The following is a 26,779-nucleotide window of genomic DNA, read 5'->3' on the forward strand; positions in this document are numbered from 1 at the left end:
TGGCGGCTGGGGTCAGCGGAAGGACAGGGACACGGAGCCGAGACCGGCGAACTCGGCGGTGTAGGTGCGGCCGGGGACGACGTCCACGGCCCGGGTGCAGGAGCCGGGCAGGATCAGGTGCCCGCGCCGCAGCCGTACGCCGAACCGGTCCACGGTCCGGGCGAGCCAGGCGACGGCGACGGCCGGGTCCCCGAGCACCGCATCGCCGCGGCCCTCCGCGACGACCGTCCCGTCCTCGCGGAGCCGGGCGTCGACGGCTGTCAGGTCGAGGTCGCGCGGGTCGGTGCCGGGGCCGGTGGCGAAGCCCGCCGAGGAGGCGTTGTCGGCGATCGTGTCGGCGATGCCGATGCGCCAGTCGGCGATCCTGCTGTCGATCAACTCGACGGCTGGGACGACGTGTTCGGTGGCCGCGAGGACGTCGGCCGGGGTGCAGTCGGCGCCCGGGAGGTCGGCGCCGAGGACGAAGCCGATCTCGACCTCGATGCGGGGCGCGCAGTAGGCGGCGGTGTCGACGGGGGTGCCGGGATCCAGGCGCATGTCGTCGAGGAGGTGGCCGTAGTCGGGCTCGTCCACGCCCATCATGCGCTGCATCACGGGCGACGAGAGGCCGACCTTGTGCCCGACCACGGTGGCCCCGGCGGCCGTCCGGGCCTGGATGTTGACGAGCTGGACGCGGTAGGCGTCGGCGGTTCCGAGCTCCGGATAGGTCTCGGTGAGGGGCGCGACGGGCGTTCTGCCGTGCTCGGCGGAGCGGAGCCGCCGGGCGGCCTGCCGCAGGAGCCGGTCGGTGAGCATCGGAACTCCTTCCGGGGGCGGGTGCTCGGGTGCGGGGTGCGCCGACCGTAGGCCGTGGGCGCGGTGGCCCGGGAGCGCGCGTTCCCACTGGCCGGGAAAGAGCGACGACGTGTGCACTCTCCTGGCGCCCTGCGCGCTCCTTCACGCCCCCACCAGCAATGATTACTGAGAGTAGTTGGTTGGGTACGTCTCGCGATGCCCGCAACGGGACGGCTGCGGGGCGGACCGACAACCCCTGAGGAGAGGCCATGTCGCACATCACCGGTACGGTGCAGACGCTGTCGCCCCCGGTCACCGTGGGGCCCGCGTCGGGCGCGCCGCCGACCTCGCCCGGCACGTGGGCGTTCGACTTCCCGTGGGTCCCCGCGCCTTCCGGCACCAAGCTGGTCGTCCTGCACTTCCGCGACGCGGCCCTGCCGGGGAACAACCGCCTGGAGGTCGACCTCGGCTACGGGAAGGACGTGTTCACCGCCGCCGACGGGTCCGATTTCTGGACGCGGCCGGTCAACGTGTACGCGTTCCCGGGCGGACGGGTGCCGGTCCGGTACGTGACGGACGGGGCGGCCACGGGCGGCGCGACCCTCGACAAGTACGCGCGCGGGGAGCGGCACGCGGGAGAGCAGGACCCGACGGCCTTCTCCCACAGCGACCCGTTCCTGGGCGAGGCGGTCTACACGGAGCCGAAGTACGACCCGTTCTGGTTCTGCCGCACTCCGCCGAACTGGGAGAACGCGGCGTGCGCGACGCCCGCCTCGGACGTGCGCGCCCGGGTCGCGAGGAGCGTCGGCATGATCGTGTCCGCCCACGGAGACTCCTTCTCGACCTGCTCGGTGACGCTCGTCGAGCCGAACGTGGTGCTGACCGCCGGGCACTGCCTGGAGGACGTCGCGGGCGAGGCCGCCTCGGCCTCGGTCACCTTCGACTACGCCACCGACTGCGCGGGCGCCCGTCCCGCCGGGTACGCGGCCCGCTTCCACAAGGTCGTCAAGGTGCTCCGGCACCGGTACGACGCGGGCGGGGACTACTGCCTGCTGCAGCTGGAGGTGCCCGCGGCGGGGCTCGGCATCACCCCGATCCCGATCAGGCCCGACCTGCCGGGGGCCGGCGAGGCCGTGTTCGGGATCCACCATCCGAACGGCGCGGTGAAGAAGCTGTCCCCGCCGCACGCCTCGTTCGGCAGCGTGCTGTCCAGTTCGACGGCGGCCCTCGACACCGACTTCGACGTCTCGGGCGGCAGTTCCGGCTCCGGACTCTTCGACACCTCGGGCCGGGTCGTCGGCGTGCTGTCCAACGGGAGCAGGTGCCGGCTGCACTACTACCCGACGGCGAGCATGCTCCGCGACATCGCCACCCCGCCCGGACCCGCGGTCAGCAAGGACGTCATGGTCGTCCTCGACCGCTCCGGCAGCATGCAGGACAAGGCGGGCACGGGACGCGACCGCACCAAGATCGAGGAGGCCCGGGACGCGGCCTCGCTGTTCGTCCGCCTGGTGCGCGCGGGCGACGGCAACAGACTCGGCCTGGTGTCCTTCTCCACGTCCGCGAGCTCGCCCGTCGACTTCGCCCTGGCGCCGGTGACCGACGCCGCGAAGACGGCCCTGGTGGGTCCGCCGCCGTTCTCCGGCGGCGTCGTCGGGGGCCTCTCGCCCGGCGGCATGACGACGATCGGCGGCGGACTCGACGCCGCCCGCGGCCAGTTCCCGGCGCCCGGCGCCCATCCGCGCTCGATCCTGCTGCTCACCGACGGCCTGCAGAACACGCCGCCGATGGTGGCCGACGTCGAGGCCTCCCTCGCCGGCGTCGACGTCAACGCGGTCGGCTTCGGCACGGAGACCAGCCTCGACGGCGCCCTGCTCACCCGCCTCACCCAGGACCACAACGGCCTGTACACCCGGGCGGGGAGCGGGCTGGCCCTGAAGAAGTTCTTCGGCCTCGCCTTCGGGAACATCTTCGAGTCGGGGGCACTGCTCGACCCCGAGTTCGACATGCCGGCGGCCGACCGCCGCGGCGATCCGATCCCGTTCCACGTGTGCGGCGAGGAGTCCCTGACCGTCGTGGTCGGCTGGGACAACCCGGACGGGACACTGCGGATCTCGCTGGTGACCCCGAGCGGCGCCTCCGTCTCCACCTCCGCCGCGGGGGTCGTCTCCGAGAGCGGCCACACCTGGACCTTCCTGCGCGTGCCGCTGCCGCAGGGCGGGAGCCGGGACGGCCAGTGGCGGGTGCAGGTGTTCCGGCCGGGCGGCGGGGAGTTCCCGCCGCCCGGCGTGGACCTGCGGTACTTCGTCCAGGTGGTGGCCTCCGGCGGGCCGCGGCTCGACCGGATGCCCGGCCCCTCCCGGTACTACACGGGCGACGTGGTCAACCCCCTGGTGCTGCTCCACTACGCGGAGGGCGGCAGCCCGCACGACCCCCGCGTCGACCTCACGCTCACCCGGCCGGCCGCCGGCGCGGGCAACCTGCTCACCCAGGCGGGCCTCGGGGCCCCCGCCACGGTCGGCGGCGACACGATCCCGGCCCGGCACGCGACCCTGCGGGCGATGGAGAAGGCCGCCGGAAGGCCCCTGTTCGCCTACACGAACGAGACCTTCCCGCTCTTCAACGACCCGGCGCACACCGAGGGCGCCTTCGAACCCGGCGGCCTGTTCGGCAACCCGTTGACGGACGCGCTGAGGGTGGAGGGCAACCACACCTTCCACGCCCGGGCCGTGTACGGGGAGGGCTGCTGGTCCAGTCGCGAGACGCAGTGGACGGTGCACGTCGACGTCTCCGTGGACCCGGGCCGCACGAGCGTCACCGTCGCCGGCGGACCTGACGGCGGCACGCTCACGCTCGTGCCGCGCGACCGGTACGGCAATCACGTCGGCCCCGGCCGGTCCGACCTGCTCCCGATCGGCGGCGCGGCCGGGACCACGGTCACCGGCCCGGTCGAGGACAACGGCGACGGAAGCTACACCGTTCCCGTCACCTGGGTCCCGGGCACCCCGGGCGCGCCCGGGGTGATCGTCTCGCAGCCCGGTCGCCCGCCGGTGGTCGTACCGGGCGCGCCCCTGCCGCCGGGCGGCGGCCCGTGCGACCCGTGCTGCGAGCGGACCCTCGCCGGCCTGCTCCGCGCCCTCTGCCACTGCCTGACCGGCCCGCCCCACGGCCCGTGCGGTCCGGACCGTCCCCCCACCCCGGGCCCGTGCGACCCGCACCACCCGCACGACCCGCACCTCCCGCACGGGCCGCACGACCAGGGCCACCCCGACGACCCACACGACCAGGGGCACCCCCACGGCCCCAAGGGCCGGGGAGGAGGCGGCTGCTGCGGCGACCGAGCGGACTGACGGAGGCCGCGCACACCGCCCCCGCTGGGCACGGGCGGCCGCCGCCCACCTCCGTGAGGGCAGTCGTTCCTCCCCCCGGCTTCTTCCGCGGGGAGGAACGGGTGGGCACGAGGGGGGCGCGGGCGTCGGGGGCTACGCGCCGTAGACCGGCTGGGGGGGCTCCGACCGGGCGAGGAGTTCCAGGGCCGTCTCACCCGCCTCGGCCGGGGTCCGGCGGGCGCCCTTGTCCGCGCTGGGGCCGGGGCGCCAGCCCTCCATGACGGTGAGCCGGCCGCCCTCCGCCTCGAAGACCCGGCCGGTCACCCCGGCGGAGGCGGCCGAGCCCAGCCACACCACCAGCGGGGAGACGTCCTCGGGGAGCGCTTCCAGCCCCGCGAAGGTCTGCTCGGTCATCCGGGTCCTGGCGGCCGGGGCGATGGCGTTGACCTGCACGCCGTAGCGGCCCATCTCGGCCGCCGCGACGAGGGTCAGGCCGACGATCCCGGCCTTGGCCGCCGCGTAGTTGCCCTGGCCGACGCTGCCGAGGAGTCCCGCGCCCGAGGTGGTGTTGACGACGCGCGCGGTCACCGGGCGGCCCTCCTTCGCCTCGGCGCGCCAGTGCGCGGCGGCGTGCCGGAGCGGCAGGAAGTGTCCCTTCACATGGACGCGCATGACGGCGTCGAAGTCGTCCTCGCCGAGGTTGACGAGCATGCGGTCGCGCAGGAAGCCCGCGTTGTTGACGAGCGTGTCGAGCCGCCCGTAGGTGTCGAGGGCGGTCCGCACGAGGGAGGCGGCGCCCTCCTCGGTGGCGATGTCGCCGCCGTGGGCGACGGCGGCGCCGCCGGCCGCCCGGATCTCGTCGACGACCTGGGCCGCCGGGGTGTCGGGGCCGGGGCGGCCGTCGAGGCCGACGCCGAGGTCGTTGACGACGACCTTGGCGCCCTCGGCGGCGAAGGCCAGCGCGTGGGCGCGGCCGAGCCCGCGGCCGGCGCCCGTCACGATGACCACTCGTTCGTCGCACAGTCCCATGTCAGCTCTCCTCAGCTTTCCTTGTTGACGGTCGCGGCGTCCAGGAAGGCGGGGCGTTCGCCGCCGCCGTGGACCAGGAGCGAGGCTCCGGAGACGTAGCCGGCCCGCCCGGAGGCGAGGAAGACCGCGGCCTCGCCGATGTCGGACGGTTCGGCGAGCCGGCCGAGGGGCACGGTGCGCCCGACGGCGGCGATGCCGTCGACGTCGCCGTAGTGCAGGTGGGACAGCTCGGTCCTGACCATGCCGAGGACCAGGGTGTTGACGCGGACCTCGGGCGCCCATTCGACGGCCATGGAGCGGGCCAGGTTCTCCAGGCCGGCCTTGGCGGCACCGTAGGCGGCGGTGCCCGGCGAGGGGCGGGTGCCGCTGACGCTGCCGATCATGACGACCGAGCCGCGGGCCGCGCGCAGCTGCTCGTACGCGGCGAGGGAGGCGATCAGCGGGGCGGTGAGGTTCAACTCGACGACCCGCGCGTGCCGTTCGGCCGCGTTCTCGCCGCCCTCGGCCAAGAGGCGGTACGGCGTGCCGCCCGCGTTGTTGACGAGGGTGTCGAGCCGCCCGTACCGCTCGGCGCACCGGCCGAAGAACGCCGTCACGTCCTCGTGTCTCCGCAGGTCGACCGCCTCGAACACGGCCTCGCGGCCTCCCTCGACGACCGGTTCGCCGGGGGGCCTGCGGGCGCAGACCACGACCTCGGCCCCGGCCCGCAGAAAGGCCCGGGCGATGCCGGCGCCGACCCCGCGGGTTCCACCGGTCACGACGGCGACCCTCCCGTCCAGCTCCATCGGCTGCTACCTTCCTCCCAGCGTCACCTAACAAACGTTTGGTGGAAAGGTAGCTGATCCGCTCATGGGTGTCTCCACCTCACGCCCCGACAAGGGCGTCGCTCTGGTCACCGTCGACTTCCCACCCGTCAACGCCCTTCCCGTACGCGGCTGGTACGACCTGGCCGACGCGGTCCGCACCGCCGGGCGCGACCCGGAGGTCCGCTGCGTCGTCCTCGCCGCCGAGGGCCGCGGCTTCAACGCGGGCGTCGACATCAAGGAACTCCAGCGCGACCCCGGTCACGGCTCGCTCATCGGCGTCAACCACGGCTGCGCGGAGGCCTTCGCGGCGGTCTACGACTGCGAGGTGCCGGTGGTCGCGGCGGTCGGCGGCTTCTGCCTGGGCGGCGGCATCGGACTCGTCGGCAACGCCGACGCGATCGTCGCCGCCGAGGACGCCGTCTTCGGGCTGCCCGAACTCGACCGGGGCGCGCTCGGCGCCGCGACCCACCTCGCCCGGCTCGTCCCCCAGCATCTGATGCGCGCCCTCTACTTCACCTCGCGCACCGCCACCGCCCACGAGCTGCACGCCCACGGCTCGGTGTGGAAGGTGGTCCCCCTCGAGGAGCTCCGCGCCGCGGCCCTGGAGCTCGCGGGCGAGATCGCGGCCAAGGACGGCACCCTCATCCGGCTCGCCAAGGCGGCCATCAACGGCATCGACCCGGTCGACGTGCGCCGCAGCTACCGCTTCGAGCAGGGCTTCACCTTCGAGGCCAACCTCAGCGGTGTCGCCGACCGGGTCCGCGACACCTTCGGCGCCCCCGAGGCCACCGGGAAGGAGCGGCAGGCATGACCGACAAGACCATGAGCCCCGAGGACGTGGTGGGCCGGCTCCGCTCCGGCATGACGATCGGGATCGGCGGCTGGGGCTCCCGGCGCAAGCCGATGGCCCTGGTCAGAGCGCTGCTCCGGTCCGAGATCACCGATCTCACGGTGATCTCCTACGGCGGCCCCGACGTCGGCCTGCTGGCCGCCGCCGGCCGGATCCGCCGGCTCGTCGCGCCCTTCGCCACCCTGGACTCCATCCCCCTCGAACCGCACTTCCGGGCGGCCCGCGAGCGCGGCACCCTCCAGCTCACCGAGCTCGACGAGGCGATGTTCATGTGGGGGCTGCACGCCGCCGCCAACCGGCTGCCCTTCCTGCCCGTACGGGCCGGCCTCGGCTCCGACGTGATGCGGGTCAACCCGGAGCTGCGGACGGTGACCTCCCCGTACGAGGACGGCGAGGAGTTCGTCGCCGTACCCGCCCTGCGCATGGACGCCGCGCTCGTCCACCTCAACCGCGCCGACCGGCTCGGCAACGGGCAGTACCTGGGCCCCGACCCGTACTTCGACGACCTGTTCTGCGAGGCCGCCGACACCGCGTACCTGTCCTGCGAGCGGCTCGTCGACGCCTTCGGCCCCGACACCGTCCCGCAGACCCTGCTCGTCTCCCGGCACAGCGTCACCGGCGTCGTCGAGACCCCGAACGGGGCGCACTTCACCTCCTGCGCGCCGGACCACGACCGCGACGAGCCCTTCCAGAAGCTCTACGCGACCACCCCCTGGCCCGAATTCGCCACGCGCTTCCTGGCCGGCAAGAGCGAGGACGACTACCAGGCCGCCGTGCGCACCTGGCACGACGAGCGGACGGAGGAGCAGAAGTGACCACCGACGTGATCACCCGGGCCGAGTACTGCGTGGTGGCCTGCGCCGAGGCCTGGCGCGACGACGGCGAGGTCCTGGCCAGCCCCATGGGCCTGGTCCCCGCCCTCGGCGCCCGCCTCGCCAAGCGCACCTTCTCCCCCGACCTGCTGCTCACCGACGGCGAGGCGCTGCTCGTCGGCCTCGACGGGCGGCCCGAGGGCTGGCTGCCGTACCGCCGGCACCTGACCATGGTCACCGGCGGCAAGCGGCACGTGATGATGGGCGCCAGCCAGATCGACCGGTACGGCAACCAGAACATCTCCTGCATCGGCGACTGGGAGCGGCCCGCCCGGCAGCTCCTCGGGGTGCGCGGCGCACCCGTCAACACGCTCAACAACCCGGTCAGTTACTGGGTGCCCAAGCATTCGCCGCGGGTCTTCGTCGAGCGGGTCGACATGATCAGCGGGGTCGGCTACGACCACGCCGTCGGCCCGTACCACCACCTCCCCCGGGTCGTGACCGACCTCGCCGTCCTCGACTTCGCGACCCCCGACCACGCGATGCGCCTCGCGTCCGTGCACCCGGGCGTCACCGTGGACGAGGTACGCGCGGCCACCGGCTTCGAGCTCGTGACCGACGGCGAGGTCCCCACGACCCGGAAGCCCAGCGCCGAGGAACTGCGCCTGATCCGCGAGGTCGTCGACCCGCAGGGACTCCGCGACCGCGAGGTCAGGGCGTGACGGAGAACCCCGCCGCCGAGCACCCGACCGTGAGGACGCCCGCCGCGGACGACCCCGCCGGGGAGACGCCCGTGTTCGAGACCGCGCTCACGAAGCTCGTCGGCGTCGCGCACCCGATCGTGCAGACCGGCATGGGCTGGGTGGCCGGGCCCCGGCTCGTCTCGGCCACCGCGAACGCGGGCGCCCTCGGCGTCCTCGCCTCCGCCACCATGACCGTGGACGAGCTGCGCTCCGCCGTCCGGGAGGTGAAGTCCCGCACCGACCGGCCCTTCGGGGTGAACCTGCGGGCCGACGCCGGGGACGCCCGCGAACGGGTCCGGATCATCGTCGAGGAGGGTGTCAGGGTCGCCTCCTTCGCCCTCGCGCCCTCGCGCGAGCTGATCGCCGAACTGAAGGACGCCGGCGTCGTCGTCGTCCCCTCCGTCGGGGCGCGCCGGCACGCCGAGAAGGTCGCCGCCTGGGGCGCCGACGCGGTGGTCGTCCAGGGCGGCGAGGGCGGCGGACACACCGGCGAGGTGGCGACGACCGTCCTGCTGCCGCAGGTGGTCGACGCGGTCGACATCCCGGTGATCGCGGCCGGCGGCTTCCACGACGGGCGCGGCCTGGTCGCCGCGCTGTCCTACGGGGCGGCGGGCGTCGCGATGGGCACCCGCTTCCTGCTCACCTCCGACTCGACCGTCCCCGACGCCGTCAAGGCGAAGTACCTGACGGCCACGGTCAAGGACGTCACCGTCACGACCGCCGTCGACGGGCTGCCGCACCGGATGCTGCGCACCGAGATGGTCGCCGCGCTGGAGCGGGCGGGCCGGGTCAGGGGACTCGTGCAGGCCGTGCGCCGGGCCGCCGGCTTCCGGAGGCTCTCCGGGCTGTCCTGGGCGGCGATGGTCCGTGACGGCCTGGCGATGCGCCACGGCAAGGACCTGTCCTGGAGCCAGGTCCTGCTCGCCGCCAACACCCCGATGCTCCTGAAGGCTTCCATGGTCGAGGGCCGCACCGACCTCGGCGTCATGGCCTCCGGACAGGTCGCGGGGGTGATCGAGGACCTGCCCAGCTGCGAGGAACTCGTCACCCGGATCATGTCCGAGGCCGCGCACGTGCTCCGTACCCTTCCATCCACGTAGGGAGTCAGCCATGTCTCTGTCGAGACGCGCACTGCTGAGCACCGCCGGCGCCACCGCTCTTCTGGCGGTCGCCGCCCCACCCGTCCTGGCCGGACCACGGTCCCGACCCCGCCCCTGGAGCGCGAACGCCATCCGGCAGGTCCCGCTCCAGGGTGCGGTCAACGTCCGTGACCTGGGCGGCTACCTCACGTACGACGGGGCCCAGGTCCGCCACGGCCTCGTCTACCGCGGCGACCACCTGGGCAAGCTGACCGACGCCGACCTGGTGACGCTCGGCGGGCTCGGCCTGGCCCGGGCGGTCGACTTCCGGATCCCCCTGGAGGTGCAGTCCGACGGCGCGGACCGGCTGCCGGCCGGCGTCGTGCCGGTGTCCCGGACCGTCACCGACAACGGCCTGTACGGGCGGCTGCTCGCCGCGATCGGCTCGCGCGACCCGGTCAAGCAGGAGGAGATGCTGGGCGGCGGCCGGGCGGCGGCCTTCATGACCGAGGTGTACCGCACCTTCGTCACCAACGCGGCGAACCGACAGCAGTTCGGCACGACCCTGCGCGAGCTGTCCGCCCCGGGCGCCGGGCGGACGCTCTTCCACTGCACCTCGGGCAAGGACCGTACGGGCTGGGCGAGCTGGCTGCTGCTCACCCTCCTCGGCGTGCCGGAACGCTCGGCCACCGAGGACTACCTGGCCTCCAACGCCATCCGGGCCGCGTACGACGCCCGGGTCAGGGAGGGGCTGAAGCAGGCCGGGCTGATGCAGAACCCGGACCTGATCATCCCGTTCCAGGAGGTGCGCCAGGAGTACCTGGACGCGGCCCTCGCCGAGGTCCGCACCGGCTACGGCAGCCTCTACCGCTACGTCACCGACGGCCTCGGCCTGGACCTGCGCACCCTGGCGGGCCTCCGGGAGCGGCTCGTCGGCTGACCGTTCCCGTACGCCGGCGTGGCCCGCACCTCCCGGGGTGCGGGCCACGCCCGTACCCGTACGAGAGGTGCTGCCGGCCGCAGGAGGGCGGGCGTCTGCCCCCTCCCGTCCGGGCAGGGGCGTCAGTCCCCTCCCGCACGGGTACGGATCCGGCCAGGGGCCCGCCGTACCCGTACGGGGCCGCCCGTAAGGGCCTCGGCACACCCCCGAGCCTCCCGGAATCCGGGGACCTGTGCCGGCCTCCGGCCGGACGGTGGCGGGCCGTGGCGGCCGCGCCGTGTCTCAGAGCCGCTCGATGATCGTCACGTTCGCCTGTCCCCCGCCCTCGCACATCGTCTGCAGTCCGTAGCGGCCGCCGGTGCGCTCCAGTTCGTGCAGGAGGGTCGTCATCAGCTTCACGCCGGTCGCGCCGAGCGGGTGGCCGAGGGCGATCGCGCCGCCGTTGACGTTGACGCGCTCCGGGTCGGCGCCGGTCTCCTTGAGCCAGGCGAGGACGACCGGGGCGAAGGCCTCGTTGATCTCGACCAGGTCGATGTCCTCGATGGTCATCCCGGTCTTCTTCAGGGCGTGCGCGGTCGCCGGTATCGGCGCCGACAGCATGCGGATCGGGTCCTCGCCGCGCACCGAGAGGTGGTGGATGCGGGCCCGCGGGGTGAGCCCGTGCTCCCGTACGGCCCGCTCGCTCGCGATCAGCATCGCCGCGGCGCCGTCGGAGACCTGGGAGGAGCAGGCGGCGGTGATGGTGCCGCCCTCGACGACGGGCTGCAGTCCGGCCATCTTCTCCAGGCTGGTGTCGCGGCGCGGGCCCTCGTCGACGGTGACGTCGCCGTAGGGGACGGTCTCGCGCGCGAAGCGGCCCTCGTCGATGGCGTGCAGCGCCCGCAGGTGCGAGCGGAGGGCGAACTCCTCCTGGTCGCGGCGGGTGATGCCCCACTTGGCGGCGATGAGTTCGGCACCGTGGAACTGGTTGACCGGCGCGTCCCCGTACCGGCCCCGCCAGCCCTCGGAGCCGGCGTACGGGCCCTGGGTGAGGCCGAGCGGTTCGGCGGCCTGCCGGGAGGCGAAGGCGATCGGGATCATGGTCATGTTCTGGGTGCCGCCGGCGACGACCAGGTCCTGGGTGCCGGAGAGCACGCCCTGTGCGGCGAAGTGGACGGCCTGCTGGGAGGAGCCGCACTGGCGGTCGACGGTGACGCCGGGGACCTCCTCGGGCAGTCCGGCCGCGAGCCAGCAGGTGCGGGCGATGTCGCCGGCCTGCGGCCCGACGGTGTCGAGGCAGCCGAAGACGACATCCTCGACGGCCGCGGGGTCGACGCCGGTCCGCTCGACGAGCGCCTTCAGCACATGGGCGCCGAGGTCCGCCGGATGGACGGCGCCGAGTCCGCCCTTGCGGCGGCCCACCGGGGTGCGGACCGCTTCGACGATGTAGGCCTCGGCCATGACGACTCCTCCTGGGTGTCCGCGCGTTGTCCGCGCGAGCGGGCTATTCGATGCGTACGGCGATCCCGTCGAGCACCATCGAGAGGTACTGACGGGCGATCTCCTCGGGGCTGTGCTGTCCGCCGGGGCGGTACCAGGACGCGGCGACCCAGACGGTGTCGCGCACGAACCGGTAGGTGAGCCGGATGTCGAGGTCGGCGCGGAAGGCGCCGGACCCGACTCCGCGCTCCAGGGTGCCGAGCCAGGCCTTCTCGAACTTGACCTGCGAATCGGCGAGGTAGTGGAAGCGGGGCTGGTCGACGAGGTGACGGGCCTCCTTCTGGTAGATCGCGACCGCGGCGCGGTGCCGGTCGATCTCCCGGAAGGACTCGGTGACGAGGGCCTCGATGGTCTCCCTGGGGCCGAGCCCGGCGGCGAGTACGGCGTCGTAGCCGTCCCACAGCTCGTTCAGGAAGGTGGACAGGATCTCGTCGAGCATCGATTCCTTGGAATCGAAGTGGTAGTAGAGGCTGCCGGCGAGCATGCCCGCCTCGTCCGCGATCTTGCGGACGGTGGTGGCGTTGTACCCCTGCGCGGCGAACACCTCGGCCGCCGTGTCGAGGAGTTCCCTGCGCCGCTCGGGCGAGGCGGTCACCTGCGTCTTCTTCTTGGTCGTTGGCACGCTTCCATTCTGGTCCTACGGATGCTGGCTGCTGACGGAGACCGTCTCCCCGGTCATGTACGAGGAGTAGCCGCTGGCCAGGAAGACGATGACGTTGGCGACCTCCCAGGGCTCCGCGTAGCGCCCGAAGGCCTCGCGTGCGGTCAGCTCCTCCAGGAGTTCGGCCGAGGTGACCTTGACCAGGTGGGGGTGCATGGCGAGGGAGGGGGCGACGGCGTTGACGCGGACGCCGTAGCCGGCGGCCTCGATCGCGGCGCAGCGGGTCAGGGCCATGACGCCGGCCTTGGCGGCGGCGTAGTGGGCCTGTCCGGCCTGGGCGCGCCAGCCGACGACGGAGGCGTTGTTGACGACGACCCCCGTGGTCCCGCTGTCGCGGAAGTGGCGCAGGGCGGCGCGGGTGCAGCGGAAGGTGCCGTTGAGGGTGACGTCGAGGACGCGGTTCCACTGGTCGTCGGTCATGTCGGCGAGCTCGGCGGTGCCGCCGAGTCCGGCGTTGTTCACGAGGATGTCGAGTCCGCCGTGGAGCCGTACCGCGGTGTCGTGGAGGGCCTGGACCTGCCGCTCGTCGGTGACGTCGCAGGGCAGGGAGGCGACCTTGTCGGCGCCGAACTCGGCGGCGAGCGCCTCCTCGGTCTCCTTGAGGCGGCGGGCGTGGGCGTCGCTGACGAGGACCCGGGCACCCTCCTCCAGGAGCCGGCGGGCGGTGGCGCCGCCGATGCCGGCGCCGGCGGCGGCGGTGACGACGGCGGTGCGGCCGGCGAGCAGTCCGTGGCCGGGGACGTAGTCGGGAGCGGGTGTCCTGCTCATGCGCGGGGCTCCTTCGGGAGGCCGAGCACCCGCTCGGCGATGATGTTCCGCTGGATCTCGCTCGACCCGGCGTAGATGGTGTCGGCGCGGGAGAAGAGGAACAGGCGCTGCCAGTCGTCGAGTTCGTACGGCTCTCCGGTGGCGAGGGTCCCGGCGGCGCCGCGGACGTCCATGGCGAGCTCGCCGAGGTCGCGGTGCCAGTGGGACCAGTAGAGCTTGGCCATGGAGGGGTCGGCGCCGCTCAGCGCGTGGGCGCGCATGGTGCGCAGGCCGATCCAGGCGCGGACGAGCCGGTCGCGGATCAGCGGGTCGGCGGCGGAGCCGTTGGCCCGGGCGAGTTGGACCAGGGCCTCCAGTTCGCGGCGGAAGCCGACCTGCTGGCCGAGGGTGGAGACGCCGCGTTCGTAGCCGAGGGTGGCCATGGCGATGCGCCAGCCGTCGCCGGGGGCGCCGACGACGTGGCTCGCGGGGGTGCGGGCGCCGTCGAAGAAGACCTCGTTGAACTCGCTGGTGCCGGTGAGCTGCGTGATGGGCCGGATCTCGACGCCGGGCTGGTCGAGCGGGACCAGGAGGTAGGAGAGTCCGGTGTGCGGGCGGGCGCCGGGTGCGCGGGGCTCGGTGCGGGCGATGACGAAGCACCACTGGGACTCGTGGGCGAGGGAGGTCCAGGTCTTCTGGCCGTGCACGACCCACTCGTCGCCCTCGCGGACGGCGCGGGTGCGGACGGCGGCCAGGTCGGATCCGGCCTCGGGCTCGCTGTAGCCCTGGCACCACAGTTCCTCGACGGCACGGACGGCCGGCAGGAAGCGGGCCTTCTGCTCGTCGGTGCCGTGGTCGATGAGGGTGGGGCCGAGGAGTTGCTCGCCGATGTGGTTGACGCGGGCGGGGGCGTCGGCGAGGGCGTACTCCTCGTGGAAGGCGATCTGTTCCTCGAGGCTCGCTCCCCGCCCGCCGTACTCCTTCGGCCAGCCGACGCAGGTCCAGCCGTGGGCGGCCATGTGCCGTTCCCAGGCGAGCCGTTCGGCGAACGCCTCGTGCTCGCGGCCGGGCCCGCCCAGGCCCTTCAACCCGGCGAACCGGCCCGCCAGTCGGACCGTGAGCCAGTCGCGTATCTCGGTGCGGAACTCCTCGACGCTGCTCATGGCGCTGCTCATGGCTGCACGGTAACCTACCAAACACTTGTTAGGGAAGGATGAGACATTGTCCGACGATCCCGTCCTGTACGAGCGACGCGGTCCGGTCGCGTACGTGACGATGAACCGCCCCCGCTACCGCAACGCCCAGAACTCGGCCATGACGTACGCCCTGGACGCCGCCTTCTACCGGGCCGCCGAGGACCCGGAGGTGAAGGTCGTGGTGCTCGCCGGGGCGGGCGAGCACTTCTCCGCGGGCCACGACATCGGCACCCCGGACCGCGACGCGCACCTGCCCTTCGCGCGCCGGGCCGGGCTGTGGTGGGACCACTCGGAGCGGCGGGGCGCCGAGTCGCGCTTCGCCCGCGAGTCGGAGGTCTACCTCGGCATGTGCCGACGCTGGCGCGAACTGCCGAAGCCGGTGGTGGCCTCGGTCCAAGGGGCGTGCGTGGCGGGCGGGTTGATGCTCGCCTGGGTCTGCGACCTGATCGTGGCGAGCGAGGACGCCTTCTTCGCGGACCCGGTGGTGCGGATGGGCATCCCGGGCGTCGAGTACTTCGCGCACCCGTGGGTCCTGCCGCCGCGGATCGCCAAGGAGTTCCTCTACACGGGCGACCGGATGCCGGCGGGCCGGGCGTACGAGCTGGGCATGGTCAACCGGCTCGTGCCCCGGCACGAACTGGCCGGGGCGACGGACCGGCTGGCCCTGCGCATCGCCGAGATGCCGCAGTTCGGGCTGGCCCTGACCAAGCGGGCGGTGAACCAGGCCGAGGACCTCCAGGGCCTGCACTCCGGCCTGGACGCGGTCTTCGGGCTGCACCACCTCGCCCACGCGCACAACGCGGAGACCACGGCGGCCCCTCCCCCGGGCTCTCCCCTCCGTCCGGACACGGGGGACCCCCTTGGCGGGATGGACGTCACGTCGATGAAGGAGGCCATGCGCTGATGGATCTGACCTGTTCCGCGGCCGAGGAGGAGTTCCGGGCCGAGGCCCGCGCCTGGCTGCGCGCCCATGTGCCGGCCGAGCCGTTGCCCTCCCTGGAGACGGAGGAGGGCTTCGCCGCCCACCGCGCCTGGGAGGCCGAGCTCGCCGCCGGCCGCTGGTCCGTGGTCTCCTGGCCCGAGCCGTACGGGGGCCGGGGGGTCGACATCTTCCGCTGGCTGGCCTTCGAGGAGGAGTACTACGCGGCCGGGGCACCCGGCCGCGTCTCGCAGAACGGCATCAACCTGCTGGCGCCCACCCTCTTCGACCACGCCACCGAGGAGCAGCGGGCCCGCGTCCTGCCGTCCATGGCGACCGGCGAGACGATCTGGGCACAGGCCTGGTCCGAGCCCGAGGCCGGCTCCGACCTCGCCTCGCTCACCTCCCGGGCCGTGCGCACCGAGGGCGGCTGGCTGCTGTCCGGGCAGAAGACCTGGTCCTCGCGGGCGGCCTTCGCCGACCGGGCCTTCGGCATCTTCCGCACCGACCCGGCGCCGGCCGCGGAGGGCCGCCCGCACCGGGGGCTGACGTACCTGATGTTCGACCTCCGCGCGCCCGGCGTGACCGTGCGGCCCATCGGGCGGCTCGACGGGAAGCCGGCCTTCGCCGAGCTGTTCCTGGACGGGGTCTTCGTGCCGGACGCGGACGTCATCGGCGAGCCCGGCCAGGGCTGGCGGATCGCCATGTCCACCACCGGCAACGAGCGCGGACTCACCCTCCGCTCCCCCGGCAGGTTCCTGGCGGCCGCCGACCGCCTCGTACGGCAGTGGCGGGAGCACGGCGACCCGGCCGACACGGCGCTGCGTGACCGGGTCGCGGACGCGGTGATCGGTGCGCGCGCCTACCAGCTCTTCACGGCCGCCGGAGCGTCGCGCTTCGCCGCCGGAGGCACCGTCGGGGCCGAGTCCAGCCTCAACAAGGTGTTCTGGTCGACCTACGACATCGCCCTCCACGAGACGGCGCTCGACCTGCTCGGCGCGGACGGCGAACTGGCGGACACCGAGTGGGCCGAGGGCCATGTCTTCTCGCTGGCGGGGCCGATCTACGCGGGCACCAACGAGATCCAGCGCGACATCATCGCCGAGCGCCTGCTCGGCCTCCCGAAGGGCCGCCGCTGATGCGCTTCCTGCCGACCGACGAACAGCGCGACTTCGCGCGCTCCCTGGACGCGATGCTGACCGCCGCCGGCACCCCGGCGGCGACACGGGCGTGGGCCGCGGGCGATCCCGGCCCCGGGCGCGTCCTGTGGAGCCGGCTCGGGGAGTCGGGGACGTTCGCCCTCGCGGCCCCCGAGGCGTACGAGGGCGTGGGCCCGCTGCCCGTCGAACTCGCCCACGCCTTGCTGGAGTCGGGCCGCCACGCGGTTCCGGGGCCCCTGGTGGAGACGATCGCGGCGACGGCCCTGCTCGCGGACCTCGCCGAGCACGGCGAGAGCGCCCCGGCCAAGCGCTTCCTGCCGAGCCTGGTCGCGGGCTCGACGGTGGCCACGCTCGCGCTGGCCGACGCCTCACCGTACGCCCTCGACGCCGACGCCGCCGACCTCCTGTTCGCCGTCGAGGGCGAGGAGCTGCGTCTGGCTCCCGGGCACGAGGGGATACGGGTCTCCGCCGACCCCGTACGCCGGCTGGCGCGCCCCGCACCGGGCGGGGAGCTCCTCGCGGCCGGCCCCGCCGTGGCGGCGGCCGCTCGGGCGGCCCGGCAGTGGGCCCTCCTCGCGACCGCCGCGCAGGCCCTCGGCGTGGGACTCGCGCTCCTCGACCGGACGGTGGCGTACGCACGGCAGCGCACGCAGTTCGGCACGCCGATCGGCTCCTTCCAGGCGGTCAAGCACCGCCTGGCGGACACCCTGATAGGCCTGGAGTTCGCCCGGCCCCTGCTCTTCGGAGCGGCGCTCACCTTCGCGAGCAGCGATCTCGCCGCCGCCAAGGCGGCCGCGGGTGAGGCGGTCCACAGGGCGGCGGCCACCGCCCTCCAGATCCACGGCGCCGTCGGCTACACCGAGGAACTGGACCTCGCCCTCTGGCTCCGCAAGGCCCGCCCCCTGCGCGACGCCTGGGGCAGCCCGTCCTGGTGCCGGGCCCGGGTGCTCGCGGACCTCGACGGGGCCCGCCGCCCATGACGTGCCTCACACAGCGTCAGTCACGGGCAACCTTGGGGGACTTGTCCCCATCGTCACGGATGCTGTGACTCCGAAGAAGGGTGTCCGCATGACCCTCTCCCCTCTCCGTACCCGGGCCGTCCGGGCCGGCGCGATCACGCTGGCCCTCGCCGCCGCCTCGCTGACGCAGACCGGAACCGCCACGGCGGCGACCGGCGGATGTCCCGAGTACGCCTCCACCTTCAAGTCGGCGGGGCGGGCCCACGGCATCCCGTGGCAGCTGCTCTCGGCCATGGCGAACGTGGAGTCGGGCTGCAATCCGTCGGCGCGCTCCACCACCGGCGGTGTCGGGCTGTTCCAGATGCGCCCGGGCACCGGTGTCGACGTGCGGAACGTCACGACGCAGACGAACTCCGCCGCGAAGTTCCTGGCCGGCGCCGAGCGCCAGGTGGGCTCGCGGCCGGAACTCCTCGCCGCCTCGATGAACGCGGGCGTCGGGGCGGTCAAGCGGTACGGCGGGGTGCCGCCGTACCGCGAGACGCAGGACTACGTGAAGAAGGTGATGGCGCACTACCGGATCCTCACCCGCTAGGCACCGGTCACCGGCGGGCGTCCTCCCGCGGCGGGCTGTCGTCGTTGCCGCGTCGAAGGGTCCGTACCGGCCGTCCCGGGGCCCAGGCGCGGAAGACGATCTCCTCGCCCTCCACCGCGGTCCGCACGACCTCCGTCAGCTCGATCCGGAAGAGGTGGAAGGGCTGCGGCGCGCCGGCCTCCTTCGCGTACCAGGCGAGGGTGTCCGGGTCGGTGACCTCGACCGCGCGCCCGGAGACCCGGACGTCGCCGCCGCCCATGGAGGTGCCCTCGCCGGGGTTGGCGAGCAGCGAGAGGCGGGGGTCGCGCCGGACGTCCCGGGCCTTGAGCGAGTTCGGCATCATGCCGAGCCACAGCTCGCCGGCCCGGAAGTCCGTCTCGATGCCGCTGAGCCGCGGCGAGCCGTCCTTGCGGAGGGTGGCGAGGGCGTGGTGGGTGTACTTCCCGAAGCGCTCGCGCACGGTGGTGGCGAGGTCGGGCTCGGCGGCCTCGAAGGCGGCCCAGGCGGTCGGGGCGGTTCCGGTGTCTCCCATGACTCCAGGAGACACCGGATACCCGACATCTTCTGTCTGGATTACTCCGCGCGCTCGGCCTTGCTGCGCTCGACGCAGAACTCGTTGCCCTCCGGGTCGGTCAGCACCACCCAGCCGGTGCCGTCCGGCCGGCGCTGGTCGTCGAAGACGGACGCACCGAGCGCGACGACCCGCTCGACCTCCTCGTCCCGCGTGCGGTCCTGCGGCTGGAGGTCGAGGTGGATCCGGTTCTTCAGCGACTTCTTCTCCGGAACCTGGATGAAGAGCAGGGCGGCGCCCGCCGACTCGACCAGCGCCTCCGGGTCGCCGGGCTTGTCGTCGTCGGAGACCTTGGCGTCGAGGACCTGGGCCCAGAAGCCGGCGAGGGCGTAGGCGTCGGAGCAGTCGATGGTGATGTGGCGCACGAGAGAAGTCATGCCGTCACTATCGCCTGCCCCGAACGCTCCTGACCAGCCGTTTGCCCGCTCTCCGCCCGACCGGTGCCGGCGCACGAGTGCCCCCACGTCGGCGGGCCGCCCGGGCGGTCAGCCCCGGACGATCCCGTGGGCACGGGCGGCGGCGAGCCATGCGGGGAAGTCGGCCACGAGCCGGTCGTACAGCTCCGCGTCCGGGACCCTCCGCGGATCCTGCCCGGCGTGGAAGAAGCCGGAGTTGTCGACCGGCCGCTTCGCCGGCACCGCGAGGTCGTCCAGCCGGCGCAGGAACTCGAACTGCCGGCTGCCCGGGTCGCCGAAGCCGACGAACTGCCAGAAGATGGGCAGCCGGGCCGCCTTGCACACGTACCGCTCGGCCGCGAGCTTGTTGATCGGCCCGCCGTCGGTCTGGAAGACGACGAGCGCGGGCGCGTTCGTACCGCTGTCCAGGTAGTGATCGATGACCGCGTCCATGGCCAGGTGGTAGCTGGTCTTGCCCATGTGCCCGAGCCCGGCGACGATCCGGTCGATCCGACCCTCGTGCTCGCCGAGCACGATGTCGGTCTCGGCGTCCACGTCCGTGGAGAAGAAGACGACCGGCACCCGGCCGTCGTCGTCGAGCTGCGCCGAGAGCCCGAGCACCCGGTCGGCCAGGGCCTGGACGGTGCCGTTCGCGTAGTACGGCTTCATCGAGCCGGAGTAGTCGACGACGAGGTACACGGCGACCCGCTGCCCGTCGATCCCGCGCCGACGGAGCGAGTCCCCCGCCTTCTTGTACAGGTCGACCAGCCCCGGCGCGGACTCCTCGACCTTGCGCAGACTCAGGGCCACGGGCGGCCCCCCTCCCTCATCGCGTACCGGCTGCCGAGGGTACGGGAAGGCCGAGTCCGGTGGCGATACGGCTCCGGTACCCGGCCGGCGCCCCCAGCAGCGCGGCCGCGCCGTGCGCGCGCTTGAGGTGCTCGTGGGCCGCGTGCTCCCAGGTGATGCCGATCCCCCCGTGCAGCTGCACCGTCTCGGCCGCGACCCAGGCGTACGCCTCGGACGCGGCCGACCTCGCCGCGGCGGCGAGCAACGGGAGTTCACCCGGTTCCGCGCGGGCGGCCGCCAGGGTCAGCGCACGAGCGGAGCCCACCGCCGTGTACAGGTCGGCGAGCCGGTGCTTGACGGCCTGGAAGGACCCGACGACCCGCCCGAACTGCACCCGCTGCCGGACGTGCGCGATGGTCTCGGCGAGCGCCCGCTCCGCACCCCCCACCTGCTCGGCGGCGAGCGCGACGGCTCCGGCGTCCCGCACCCGGTCCAGCACGGCCGCCCCGTCCACGCCCCCGACCCGCCGGGCCGGCGCCCGTCGCAGCACGACACGCCCCAGCGGCCGGGTCCGGTCGAGCGTGGGCAGCACCGCGAATTCGGCGTTCCGCCCCAGGAGTTCGTAGAGCCCGAGCACCCCGCCGCGGTCACGGGCGAAGACGAGCGTGAGATCGGGGCGCGGCCCGTCCCCGACCAGGACGTACTCCTTGCGCCCGGTGAGCAGCCACGGCCCGCCCGCCTCCCCGGGCTCGGCGACCGTGCGGACGGCCACCGGGTCCCAGGGATCGGCCGCGCCCTCCTCCGCCCAGGCCAGCGCCCCGACCGCCGCCCCGTCCGCGAGCGCGGGCAACCGCCGGGCACAGGCCTCCTCGTCCCCGGAGGCGACGAGCGCGGTGACGGCCAGCACGGCGGAGCCCAGATAGGGCAACCCGCTCAGCCCCCGCCCCAGCTCCGTGCCCACGACCGCGACTTCGGCCAGCCCGCACCCCAGCCCCCCGTACTCCTCGGGCACCAGGAGCCCCGCCGCGCCCACCTGCCCGGCGAGCGCCGCCCAGGCCGCCGGGCCCTCGTGGCGGGCCAGGACCGCCCGTACCGCCCCGCGCAGCTCCTCGTGCTCCCGCTCCCGCTGCCGCGCCTCCTCCACGAACCCGTTCACGTGCCCTCTCCCCCCGCCCTGCGCCGCAGTTCGCCCTTGAGGAGCTTCCCGCCGGCGTTGCGGGGCAGCTCGGGCACGGTGACGAAGCGCCGCGGGACCTTGAAGTTGGCGAGCCGTTCGCGCGCCCAGGCGGTGAGCTCCGCCTCGTCGACGGGCCCGCGGGTGACGAGGAAGGCGACGCCGACCTCGCCGAGGCGTTCGTCGGGCGCGCCGACGACGGCGGCGTCGAGGACGGCCCCGTGGCGCAGGAGCACGTTCTCGATCTCGGCCGGGTACGCGTTGAAGCCGCCGACGACGTACATGTCCTTGAGCCGGTCGGTGACGGTGAGGTACCCGCGCGCGTCGAGCGCGCCGATGTCACCGGTGCGCAGCCACCCGCCCGCCACGACGGCCTCCGCCGTGGCGGCGGGGTCGTCCAGGTAACCGCGCATGACATGGGGCCCGCGCACCTGGATCTCGCCGGGCTCACCGGCCCCGAGGACCCGCCCGTCCGGGGCGACGATCCGTATCTCGGTGCCGGGCAGCGCGGGGCCGACGGTGTGCGCCACCGTGGCGGCGTCGGCGTCGGGCGGGCAGACGGAGACGACGCCGCCCGACTCGGTGAGTCCGTACGCGGTGAAGACATGGGGCGCCCCCAGGGTCCCGCGGATCTCCTCGACGAGCGAGGTGGGCACGGCGGCGGCGCCCGTGCCGGCGAGCCGCAGCGCGGACAGGTCGTGCTCGGCGCGGCGCGGGTGGTGGAGCAGCCCGTGGAAGACGGTGGGCGGCCCCATGAGGCAGGTGACGCGTTCGGCGGCCATCCGCGCGAGGATCCGGTCGGGGTCGTAGACCGGCTCGGGGAGCATGGTGACGCCGTTGAGGAGGCAGGCGAGGACGCCGGCCTTGTAGCCGAAGGTGTGGAAGAACGGGTTGACGAGCAGATAGCGGTCGCCGGGCCGGAGCCCGACGAGCCGGGACCACTCGGCGTAGAGGCGCAGGGTCTGGGCGTGGGTGGTCATGACGCCCTTGGAGCGGCCGGTGGTCCCCGAGGTGTAGAGGATGTCGGCGAGGTCGTCGGGGCGTACGGCGGCGGCCCGGTCGGCCCGTTCGCCGTCGGATACGCGGGCGCCGGCGGCGAGGTGGGCGTCCCATTCGGGCCCGTGCAGGGCGACGGTCGCGCGCAGCTCGCCGAGGTCCTCGCCGCTGGCGTGCAGCGCGGCGGCGTAGTCGGTGCCGAGGAAGTCGTGCTCGGTGAACAGCAGCCGGGCCCCGCTGCGGCGCAGGATGTCGGCGGCTTCGGCGGGCTTGTAGCGGGTGTTGACGGGCACGAGGACGGCGCCGACGGTGACGGTGCCGAGGGCGGCGGCGATCCAGTGGCGGCTGTTGGGGGCCCAGATCGCGACCCGCTCGCCGGGGCGGACGCCATGGGCGATCGCGGCGCGCGCGGCGGCGTGGATCTCGTCCCGGAGCCGGGGGAAGGACCACCGCACCTCGCCGTCGGCGAGGGCCTCGCGGGCAGCGTGGACAGCGGCGGCCCGGTCGGCCAACTCGGCGAGTGTGGTGGTCAGTTGGTCTGATGTACGGCCTTGCAAGGAAGCGGCCTCCCCACTTGACGTACGAGCGTGGCCGGTATCCAATCACACGTGTTTCGGTTAGGCATATACCTAGTAGGAACATTCCGAGGAGGTCCCATGGATCCCGACGCCCGCGCCACCACCGCCGGCACCATCGCCGGCACCACCGCCGACGCCACCACCGCCGTCGACACCACCGCGATCAAGGACGCCCTGGCCCGCTACTGCACGGGGGTCGCGGTCGTCACCGCGCTCGACCCGGCGGACGGCAGGCCCGTGGGCATGGCGGTGCAGTCGTTCTCGTCCGTCTCGCTCGACCCGCCGCTGGTCTGCTTCTGCCCGGCGCACACCTCGACCACCTGGCCGCGCGTCCGGGCGGCCGGCGCCTTCGCCGTGAACGTCCTCGCCGCCGACCAGGAGGACCTGTGCCGGCGCTTCGCGGTGACGGGCGGCGACAAGTTCGCGGGCACGGCCTGGCGCCCGGGTGGCAACGGCGCGCCACTCGTCGAAGGGGCGCTCGCCACCGTGGAGTGCGTGCTGACCGACGTCCTGGACGGCGGCGACCACGCCATCGCGCTGGGCCGGGTCACCGCCCTGACCGCACACCGGCCCGAGGCCGGCCCGCTGCTCTACTTCCGCCGCGGCTACGGCCGCCTGCCGTCCGCCCCTTCGACGCCCGACCCTCCAGCCTCCGCCCCTCCGGCCTCCGACCCTTCGACGTCCGCCCCCTCGACGCCCGCCCCCTCGACGCCCGAGCCTTCGGCGTCCGGGCGTCGCCTCCGCGCCGCCTCCAGCTCCTCGATGTCGGCCAGCATCGCGTCGGCCAGGTCGCGCTCGGAGGCGTAGTACCGCTCGGCCCACTTGAGGGTGAGCGTGGGATAGGCCCAGGCCTCGTCCGCCTTGGCGCCCTCGATGTCCTCCTCCGCGCGCCGCCGCATGGTCTCGGCGTGCTCCCGGTGCCCGGCCAGGATCTCCCGCATCTGCTCGGCCTCGAGGAGGTGGCCGAGCCAGAGCCGCAGCATCGGCCCGTGCTTGAGGACGGGCGGGTCGAGCGGCGCGGTGCGGGCCCAGGTCCGGACGGCGGCCATGCCCTCGCCGGTGATGCGGTAGACCCGCTTGTCCCGGGTGCCGACCTCCGGCGCGACCAGGCGGGAGGTCGCGTAGCCGGCCTTCTCCAGGCGCTTGAGCTCGCTGTAGATCTGACTGAACGACGGGCTCCAGTAGAAGAACCGCAGCGACCAGTCCGACCACTTCTTCAGGTCGTAACCGGACAGCTCCCGCCCGAAGGAGAGCAGTCCGAGCACCGCCCAGCTGGTGGCCGGGAGCCCCGGCAGTTCCGCTTGTTCGCCTGTCTTGTCGTCCGCCACGCAGCGAAGTCTACGACCCCCTTCCCGACCTCACCTATGCCTGCTAGAAGTATTCCTATTCGAAATAGCCCTCCCGGGGTTCCCGCGCCCCTTCGAGGGCGGACCCGGAGCGAAGGAGCTCAGCGTGAAGTTCTCGATGATCTTCGAGGCCCAGCTGGTCGACCCCACCCCCGAACGCGAGCACCAGGTCCTCCACGACTGCGTCGAACAAGCCGTGTTCGCCGAGGAGATGGGCTTCGACCGGATCTGGGCGGTCGAGCACCACTCCCTCAGCCAGTACGCCCACATGAGCGCGTCCGAGATCTTCCTGACCTGGGTCGCGGCCCGTACGCGGAACATCCGCATCGGGCACGGCGTCGTCACCATGCCCTTCGGCTACCAGCACCCCGTCCGGGTCGCCGAACGCGCCGCCATGCTCGACGTGCTGTCCGGCGGCCGGGTCGACGTCGGCGCCGGGCGCGGCGCGACGAAGCAGGAGATGCGCATGTTCGGGGTGCGGCCCGAGGACACGTACCCGCAGATGGAGGAGGCGCTGCGGATCTTCTCCGCGGCCTGGCGCGAGCCGGAGTTCGAGTGGCACGGATCGCTCGACATCGGCCCCGGCGCGATCCTCCCCCGCCCCGTGCAGGACCCGCACCCGCCGCTCTTCATGGCCTGCTCCAAGCACGACACCCTCAAGCTCGCCGCCGAACTCGGCATCGGCGCCCTCGTGATGGGCTTCGCCGGCGCCGACGACGTGCGCGCGATGCGCAAGGTGTACGACGAGGCCATCGCCGTACGGGACGGCGCGCGGTTCGTCTCCACCGAGGTCAACGACCACTTCTCGGCGCTCTGCCCGACGATCGTCCTGGACGACGCGGCCCGCGCCCTGCGACTCGGCACCCGCGGCCAGCGGTTCTTCGCCGAGTCCATCGCCCACTGGTACGGGAACGCGCCCGCGCCCACCGGCTACGCCGAGGACGAGGACCACGTCGGCGCGCTCGCCCGCGAGCGGGACGAGTTGGTGGCCCGCCTCCACGAGGCGAACATCCCGGCCCGGCCGGTCGACACCGGCACGTACAACACCGACCACGCCTACGGGGACGCCGACACCGCCATCGCCTACGTCGAGCGGCTGCGGGAGATCGGCGTCGACGAGGTGATGTGCCTGATCCAGATGGGCACGGTGCCGCAGGAGGTCTGCCTGGAGACCGTCCGCCAGTGGGGCGAGAAGGTCATCCCGCACTTCCGGGCTCTGGAGGCCGCCGCGTGAGCGGGCTCCGGGACAAGGTCGTGATCGTGACGGGCGCGGCCCGCGGCCAGGGAGCCGCGGAGGCGCGGCTCCTGACCGCCGCCGGGGCGCGGGTCGTCCTCACCGACGTACGGGAGGAGGAGGGCCGGGCGGTCGCGGCCGGACTCGGGGCGGCGGCAGGCGCGTTCGTACGCCATGACGTGACGTCCCCGGAGGACTGGGGCGCGGTCGTGGACACGGCGCTGAGCGCGTACGGCCGACTGGACGGCCTGGTCAACAACGCGGCCCTGTGGCGGACCGCTCCCGTGGAGAAGGAGACGTACGAGAACTTCGAACTCCTCCTCAGGGTCAACCTTCTGGGTCCCTTCCTCGGCATGCAGGCGGTGCTGCCGGCGTTGCGCGCGGCGGGCGGGGGCTCGATCGTCAACGTGTCGTCGACGGCCGGGCTCGTCGGCATCCCGGGCCACGCGGCCTACGGGGCGGGCAAGTTCGGGCTGCGCGGGCTCAGCCGCTCGGCGGCCCGCGACCTCGCCCCGTACGGGATCCGCGTCAACTCGGTCCACCCCGGCGCCGTCGACACCCCGATGACGGCGGCGGTCGCGGACCAGGACTGGTCCCACGTGCCGCTCGGCCGCATGGGCCGGCCGCAGGAGGTCGGCGAGCTGATCGCCTTCCTGCTCTCGGACGCCTCCTCGTACGTGACGGGCGCCGAGTTCACCGTGGACGGAGGGCTCACCGCATGACCACGGACCCGCTGACCCCGGCCGCCCGGGTCCTGTGCGACGCCATGTCCACGGGCTTCCCGCGCCCCGAGGACGGCGCGCAGGCGCTGCGGGCGGCCGCGCGGGCACACCTGGGCGAGCTCCCGCCGGGCCCCACGGACACGACGGCGAACGGTGTCCCGGTCCGCGTGTACGCGGGCGAGTCCGCCCCGGTCGTCGTCTTCGCGCACGGCGGTGGCTGGGTCCTGTGCGACCTCGACACCCATGACCGGCTGTGCCGCGCGCTGGCCGCCCACAGTGGCGCGACGGTCGTCTCCGTCGGCTACCGCCGGGCACCCGAACACCGCTTCCCGGCCGCCGAGGACGACGTGTACGCGGCCCTGGAATGGGCGGCCGCGAAGTTTCCGGGCCGCCCCCTGGTCCTGGCCGGCGACTCCGCCGGTGGCTGTCTCGCCGCGGCGGCCGCCCTGCGCGCCCGCGACCGCGGCGGCCCGCCGGTCGCGGGCCAGCTGCTCCTCTACCCGGTCCTGGACCACCGGCTGGACGGGGTGTCGGCGGAGGCGTACGCGGAGGGCTTCTTCCACACCACCGCCCACATGCGCTGGTACTGGGAGCAGTACCTGGGCCACGACGGCGACCCGGTCGCGGCCTCACCCGGCCTGGCGGACGACGTCTCGGGCCTTCCGCCGGCCCTGGTCGTGCTCGCCGACTGCGACCCCCTCCGCGACGAGGGCCTCGCCTACGCCCGCCGTCTCTCGGCGTCCGGTGTCGTGGCCCGGGTCCAGCTCCACACGGGCGTCTTCCACGGCTTCCTGGGCGGCCTCGGCCTGCTCCCGGAAGCGGACGAAGCACTGGCCGGCGCGGCGGCGTGGGTCTCCGCCGTCACCGGCCGACGCGTGCCGTAGGGGTTCCCGGCTTCG

General features: G+C 73.8%; 26 protein-coding genes and 1 pseudogene. 14 read left to right on the top strand and 13 right to left on the bottom strand.

Features of this window, described 5'->3' with window-relative positions; genetic code table 11:
• Positions 1-12 precede the first annotated feature (12 nt).
• A complete protein-coding gene (locus AB0M16_RS12440) occupies positions 13-795 on the bottom strand; it encodes a 2-keto-4-pentenoate hydratase (protein WP_365341740.1) in 783 nt (260 codons plus the stop codon).
• Between the two features lie 248 nt (positions 796-1,043).
• On the opposite strand from AB0M16_RS12440, the gene AB0M16_RS12445 reads away from it, so the two are divergent.
• Positions 1,044-4,124 (top strand): vWA domain-containing protein, encoded by a 3,081-nt coding sequence (locus AB0M16_RS12445; RefSeq protein ID WP_365341742.1) that lies wholly within the window; start codon positions 1,044-1,046, stop codon positions 4,122-4,124.
• Positions 4,125-4,256: 132 nt separating this feature from the next.
• Here the strand turns inward: AB0M16_RS12445 and AB0M16_RS12450 are convergent, their stop codons facing one another.
• Together AB0M16_RS12450 and AB0M16_RS12455 are read right to left on the bottom strand one after the other, a co-directional pair.
• Positions 4,257-5,132, bottom strand: coding sequence for an SDR family oxidoreductase (locus AB0M16_RS12450; protein ID WP_365341744.1), 876 nt, complete (start codon positions 5,130-5,132; stop codon positions 4,257-4,259).
• A gap of 11 nt (positions 5,133-5,143) precedes the next feature.
• A complete protein-coding gene (locus AB0M16_RS12455; protein ID WP_365341746.1) occupies positions 5,144-5,917 on the bottom strand; it encodes an SDR family oxidoreductase in 774 nt (257 codons plus the stop codon).
• 64 nt (positions 5,918-5,981) lie between these two features.
• Here AB0M16_RS12455 and AB0M16_RS12460 point away from each other — a divergent pair, with 64 nt between their 5' ends.
• The 5 genes from AB0M16_RS12460 (at position 5,982) to AB0M16_RS12480 (ending at position 10,362) form a co-directional block, all read left to right on the top strand.
• Entirely contained in the window at positions 5,982-6,749 is a 768-nt protein-coding gene (locus AB0M16_RS12460; RefSeq protein WP_365341748.1) for an enoyl-CoA hydratase family protein, read from the top strand.
• The gene (locus AB0M16_RS12465; protein WP_365341750.1) at positions 6,746-7,603 is read left to right on the top strand and encodes a CoA-transferase; all 858 of its coding nucleotides are present in this window, start codon (positions 6,746-6,748) and stop codon (positions 7,601-7,603) included. The genes AB0M16_RS12460 and AB0M16_RS12465 overlap by 4 nt, the downstream gene beginning before the upstream one ends.
• A complete protein-coding gene (locus AB0M16_RS12470; RefSeq protein WP_365341752.1) occupies positions 7,600-8,322 on the top strand; it encodes a CoA-transferase in 723 nt (240 codons plus the stop codon). The genes AB0M16_RS12465 and AB0M16_RS12470 overlap by 4 nt, the downstream gene beginning before the upstream one ends.
• 131 nt (positions 8,323-8,453) lie before the next feature.
• The gene (locus tag AB0M16_RS12475; RefSeq protein WP_365341828.1) at positions 8,454-9,443 is read left to right on the top strand and encodes a nitronate monooxygenase; all 990 of its coding nucleotides are present in this window, start codon (positions 8,454-8,456) and stop codon (positions 9,441-9,443) included.
• A gap of 10 nt (positions 9,444-9,453) precedes the next feature.
• Entirely contained in the window at positions 9,454-10,362 is a 909-nt protein-coding gene (locus AB0M16_RS12480; protein ID WP_365341754.1) for a tyrosine-protein phosphatase, read from the top strand.
• Positions 10,363-10,644: 282 nt separating this feature from the next.
• On the opposite strand, the gene AB0M16_RS12485 is transcribed toward AB0M16_RS12480, so the two are convergent.
• Genes AB0M16_RS12485 through AB0M16_RS12500 form a run of 4 tightly spaced genes read right to left on the bottom strand, consistent with a single transcriptional unit; the run spans position 10,645 to position 14,424 of the window.
• Positions 10,645-11,802: an acetyl-CoA C-acetyltransferase gene (locus AB0M16_RS12485; RefSeq protein ID WP_365341756.1), complete on the bottom strand. Its 1,158-nt coding sequence runs from the start codon at positions 11,800-11,802 to the stop codon at positions 10,645-10,647.
• Positions 11,803-11,845: 43 nt separating this feature from the next.
• Positions 11,846-12,463 (bottom strand): TetR/AcrR family transcriptional regulator, encoded by a 618-nt coding sequence (locus tag AB0M16_RS12490; RefSeq protein ID WP_365341758.1) that lies wholly within the window; start codon positions 12,461-12,463, stop codon positions 11,846-11,848.
• Positions 12,464-12,478: 15 nt separating this feature from the next.
• Complete coding sequence (locus AB0M16_RS12495; RefSeq protein ID WP_365341760.1) at positions 12,479-13,270, bottom strand: SDR family oxidoreductase; 792 nt, start codon at positions 13,268-13,270, stop codon at positions 12,479-12,481.
• A complete protein-coding gene (locus tag AB0M16_RS12500; RefSeq protein ID WP_365341762.1) occupies positions 13,267-14,424 on the bottom strand; it encodes an acyl-CoA dehydrogenase family protein in 1,158 nt (385 codons plus the stop codon). The genes AB0M16_RS12495 and AB0M16_RS12500 overlap by 4 nt, the downstream gene beginning before the upstream one ends.
• A gap of 46 nt (positions 14,425-14,470) precedes the next feature.
• On the opposite strand from AB0M16_RS12500, the gene AB0M16_RS12505 reads away from it, so the two are divergent.
• The 4 genes from AB0M16_RS12505 (at position 14,471) to AB0M16_RS12520 (ending at position 18,075) form a co-directional block, all read left to right on the top strand.
• The gene (locus tag AB0M16_RS12505) at positions 14,471-15,349 is read left to right on the top strand and encodes an enoyl-CoA hydratase (protein ID WP_365341764.1); all 879 of its coding nucleotides are present in this window, start codon (positions 14,471-14,473) and stop codon (positions 15,347-15,349) included.
• Entirely contained in the window at positions 15,349-16,503 is a 1,155-nt protein-coding gene (locus AB0M16_RS12510) for an acyl-CoA dehydrogenase family protein (RefSeq protein WP_365341766.1), read from the top strand. The genes AB0M16_RS12505 and AB0M16_RS12510 overlap by 1 nt, the downstream gene beginning before the upstream one ends.
• The gene (locus tag AB0M16_RS12515) at positions 16,503-17,504 is read left to right on the top strand and encodes an acyl-CoA dehydrogenase (protein WP_365341768.1); all 1,002 of its coding nucleotides are present in this window, start codon (positions 16,503-16,505) and stop codon (positions 17,502-17,504) included. Before AB0M16_RS12510 ends, AB0M16_RS12515 begins: the two co-directional genes overlap by 1 nt.
• 88 nt (positions 17,505-17,592) lie before the next feature.
• Positions 17,593-18,075, top strand: coding sequence for a lytic transglycosylase domain-containing protein (locus tag AB0M16_RS12520; protein ID WP_365341770.1), 483 nt, complete (start codon positions 17,593-17,595; stop codon positions 18,073-18,075).
• A gap of 7 nt (positions 18,076-18,082) precedes the next feature.
• On the opposite strand, the gene AB0M16_RS12525 is transcribed toward AB0M16_RS12520, so the two are convergent.
• From AB0M16_RS12525 to AB0M16_RS12545, 5 genes are all read right to left on the bottom strand, one after another.
• The gene (locus tag AB0M16_RS12525; RefSeq protein ID WP_365341772.1) at positions 18,083-18,607 is read right to left on the bottom strand and encodes a pyridoxamine 5'-phosphate oxidase family protein; all 525 of its coding nucleotides are present in this window, start codon (positions 18,605-18,607) and stop codon (positions 18,083-18,085) included.
• Between the two features lie 41 nt (positions 18,608-18,648).
• Positions 18,649-19,023, bottom strand: coding sequence for a VOC family protein (locus AB0M16_RS12530; protein WP_365341774.1), 375 nt, complete (start codon positions 19,021-19,023; stop codon positions 18,649-18,651).
• A 108-nt stretch (positions 19,024-19,131) separates the two neighbouring features.
• Complete coding sequence (locus AB0M16_RS12535; RefSeq protein ID WP_365341776.1) at positions 19,132-19,851, bottom strand: VWA domain-containing protein; 720 nt, start codon at positions 19,849-19,851, stop codon at positions 19,132-19,134.
• 16 nt (positions 19,852-19,867) lie between these two features.
• Positions 19,868-20,986, bottom strand: coding sequence for an acyl-CoA dehydrogenase family protein (locus tag AB0M16_RS12540; RefSeq protein ID WP_365341778.1), 1,119 nt, complete (start codon positions 20,984-20,986; stop codon positions 19,868-19,870).
• Positions 20,983-22,512 carry a FadD3 family acyl-CoA ligase gene (locus AB0M16_RS12545; protein WP_365341780.1) on the bottom strand — a complete coding sequence of 510 codons (1,530 nt, stop codon included), beginning with the start codon at positions 22,510-22,512 and terminating at the stop codon, positions 20,983-20,985. Before AB0M16_RS12545 ends, AB0M16_RS12540 begins: the two co-directional genes overlap by 4 nt.
• Positions 22,513-22,656: 144 nt before the next feature.
• On the opposite strand from AB0M16_RS12545, the gene AB0M16_RS12550 reads away from it, so the two are divergent.
• A complete protein-coding gene (locus tag AB0M16_RS12550) occupies positions 22,657-23,385 on the top strand; it encodes a flavin reductase family protein (protein WP_365341782.1) in 729 nt (242 codons plus the stop codon).
• Here AB0M16_RS12550 and AB0M16_RS12555 read toward each other — a convergent pair.
• Positions 23,322-23,906, bottom strand: a pseudogene (locus AB0M16_RS12555) (helix-turn-helix transcriptional regulator); the annotation flags it as partial. The gene AB0M16_RS12550 and the pseudogene AB0M16_RS12555 sit on opposite strands and share 64 nt — an antisense overlap.
• A 124-nt stretch (positions 23,907-24,030) precedes the next feature.
• Between AB0M16_RS12555 and AB0M16_RS12560 the strand changes: the two are divergent.
• From AB0M16_RS12560 to AB0M16_RS12570, 3 genes are read left to right on the top strand one after another with little or no spacing between them, the layout of a single operon-like run.
• Positions 24,031-25,158: an LLM class flavin-dependent oxidoreductase gene (locus AB0M16_RS12560; protein WP_365341784.1), complete on the top strand. Its 1,128-nt coding sequence runs from the start codon at positions 24,031-24,033 to the stop codon at positions 25,156-25,158.
• The gene (locus tag AB0M16_RS12565; RefSeq protein ID WP_365341786.1) at positions 25,155-25,880 is read left to right on the top strand and encodes a glucose 1-dehydrogenase; all 726 of its coding nucleotides are present in this window, start codon (positions 25,155-25,157) and stop codon (positions 25,878-25,880) included. The genes AB0M16_RS12560 and AB0M16_RS12565 overlap by 4 nt, the downstream gene beginning before the upstream one ends.
• Complete coding sequence (locus AB0M16_RS12570; RefSeq protein WP_365341788.1) at positions 25,877-26,764, top strand: alpha/beta hydrolase; 888 nt, start codon at positions 25,877-25,879, stop codon at positions 26,762-26,764. The genes AB0M16_RS12565 and AB0M16_RS12570 overlap by 4 nt, the downstream gene beginning before the upstream one ends.
• Positions 26,765-26,779: the final 15 nt, after the last annotated feature.

This window comes from Streptomyces sp. NPDC051921, from assembly GCF_040680975.1.
Taxonomy (GTDB): Bacteria; Actinomycetota; Actinomycetes; order Streptomycetales; family Streptomycetaceae; genus Streptomyces.

Coding starts and splice junctions, on each gene's coding strand:
- AB0M16_RS12440 (WP_365341740.1), bottom strand. CDS start 795: ATGCTCACCGACCGGCTCCTGCGGCAGGCCGCCCGGCGGCTCCGCTCC.
- AB0M16_RS12445 (WP_365341742.1), top strand. CDS start 1,044: ATGTCGCACATCACCGGTACGGTGCAGACGCTGTCGCCCCCGGTCACC.
- AB0M16_RS12450 (WP_365341744.1), bottom strand. CDS start 5,132: ATGGGACTGTGCGACGAACGAGTGGTCATCGTGACGGGCGCCGGCCGC.
- AB0M16_RS12455 (WP_365341746.1), bottom strand. CDS start 5,917: ATGGAGCTGGACGGGAGGGTCGCCGTCGTGACCGGTGGAACCCGCGGG.
- AB0M16_RS12460 (WP_365341748.1), top strand. CDS start 5,982: ATGGGTGTCTCCACCTCACGCCCCGACAAGGGCGTCGCTCTGGTCACC.
- AB0M16_RS12465 (WP_365341750.1), top strand. CDS start 6,746: ATGACCGACAAGACCATGAGCCCCGAGGACGTGGTGGGCCGGCTCCGC.
- AB0M16_RS12475 (WP_365341828.1), top strand. CDS start 8,454: ATGGGCTGGGTGGCCGGGCCCCGGCTCGTCTCGGCCACCGCGAACGCG.
- AB0M16_RS12480 (WP_365341754.1), top strand. CDS start 9,454: ATGTCTCTGTCGAGACGCGCACTGCTGAGCACCGCCGGCGCCACCGCT.
- AB0M16_RS12485 (WP_365341756.1), bottom strand. CDS start 11,802: ATGGCCGAGGCCTACATCGTCGAAGCGGTCCGCACCCCGGTGGGCCGC.
- AB0M16_RS12495 (WP_365341760.1), bottom strand. CDS start 13,270: ATGAGCAGGACACCCGCTCCCGACTACGTCCCCGGCCACGGACTGCTC.
- AB0M16_RS12500 (WP_365341762.1), bottom strand. CDS start 14,424: ATGAGCAGCGCCATGAGCAGCGTCGAGGAGTTCCGCACCGAGATACGC.
- AB0M16_RS12510 (WP_365341766.1), top strand. CDS start 15,349: ATGGATCTGACCTGTTCCGCGGCCGAGGAGGAGTTCCGGGCCGAGGCC.
- AB0M16_RS12515 (WP_365341768.1), top strand. CDS start 16,503: ATGCGCTTCCTGCCGACCGACGAACAGCGCGACTTCGCGCGCTCCCTG.
- AB0M16_RS12520 (WP_365341770.1), top strand. CDS start 17,593: ATGACCCTCTCCCCTCTCCGTACCCGGGCCGTCCGGGCCGGCGCGATC.
- AB0M16_RS12525 (WP_365341772.1), bottom strand. CDS start 18,607: ATGGGAGACACCGGAACCGCCCCGACCGCCTGGGCCGCCTTCGAGGCC.
- AB0M16_RS12530 (WP_365341774.1), bottom strand. CDS start 19,023: ATGACTTCTCTCGTGCGCCACATCACCATCGACTGCTCCGACGCCTAC.
- AB0M16_RS12550 (WP_365341782.1), top strand. CDS start 22,657: ATGGATCCCGACGCCCGCGCCACCACCGCCGGCACCATCGCCGGCACC.
- AB0M16_RS12570 (WP_365341788.1), top strand. CDS start 25,877: ATGACCACGGACCCGCTGACCCCGGCCGCCCGGGTCCTGTGCGACGCC.